Origin of the sequence: Siccirubricoccus deserti, from assembly GCF_014283215.1 — a bacterium.
In the GTDB taxonomy this organism is placed as follows: domain Bacteria; phylum Pseudomonadota; class Alphaproteobacteria; order Acetobacterales; family Acetobacteraceae; genus Siccirubricoccus; species Siccirubricoccus deserti.
In genome coordinates, this window is record NZ_JACOMF010000224.1 from 1 (window position 1) to 1,186 (window position 1,186).

The following is a 1,186-nucleotide window of genomic DNA, read 5'->3' on the forward strand; positions in this document are numbered from 1 at the left end:
ATACCAAGCGGCTGAAGGTCTGGCTCTGGGGTTTGATCCGACGCGGTCGGGCGTGATTCATCGGCTGGCATGGCATCTGGGGACGGACCATGCCGGCGCTGATGATCCGGGAAGACGTGCCGCCTGCCGAGTTGCGGCGGCTGGCGAAGGCGGTCCGCGATTTGCGGTAGCCCGGCGCCTGCTGGCGATCGCGGCGGCTCTGGAAGGCCTGAGCCGCGAGGCGGCGGCGCGAGTGGCCGGCATGGACCTGCAGACACTGCGGGACTGGGTCATCCGCTACAACCGAGGCGGGCCTGCCGGGTTGTCAGACCATTGGGGAGATGGCCGTCCCTGTCGGCTGACGGAGGGCCAGCAGGCGACGCTGAAGGCGATCGTATTGCAGGGGCCGGATCCCGAGGTGGATGGCGTGTCGACCTGGCGGCTGGTCGACCTCTGTCGGATCGTGCAGGAGCGCTTCGGCGTGATCTACAGCGAGACCGGCATGGGCAAGCTGATGCGCAGCCTCGACCTGTCCTGGCAGACGCCGCGGCCCCGTCATGCCGAGACCGACCGCGCCGGGCAGGAGCGCTTCAAAAAAGGGGCTTCGCGCAAGCCCTTGCGCAGATCGCGGCCGACCACCCCGAGGCCGAGCGGATCGAGGTCTGGTTCCAGGACGAGGCCAGAGTAGGCCAGAAGGGGCGGATGGTTCGCCGCTGGTTCCAGCGCGGCATGCGGCCTCGGATGGTAAAGGACCAGCGCTACCGCTCGGCCTACATCCTCGGCGCGGTCTGCCCGGCGCGCGACACCGGCGCGGCGATCGTGCTGACCCATGTCTCGGTCATGGCCATGAACCTGTTGCTCGAGGAGGTCGCCGCGCAGCTGCCGGCCGGAACCCATGCGGTGATGCTGATCGATAACGCCGGATGGCACATCGCCAACGATCTGCGCGTGCCGCCGAACATCAGCCTGATCCACCTGCCGCCCTACTCGCCCGAGCTGAACGCCATCGAGAGGGTCTGGCAGTACCTGCGGGACCGCTACCTGTTGGGCCGGCTGTTCGGCGACACGCGCGCCATCATCAATGCCTGCTGCGAGGCGTGGAACAAGCTCATTGCTGAGACCGGACGCATCCAGTCGCTGACCGACTTCGAATGGGTCCGACAGGTCAGTCCATAGTCAGCTTGGTACCACGAGACCTGTGCGCGGA

The 1,186-nt window shown here is 67.4% G+C and carries 1 pseudogene; it reads left to right on the forward strand.

The features are described 5' to 3' along the window. The first annotated feature begins 89 nt into the window (after positions 1-89). Positions 90-1,155: pseudogene (locus H7965_RS29955) on the forward strand (IS630 family transposase). Positions 1,156-1,186: the final 31 nt, after the last annotated feature.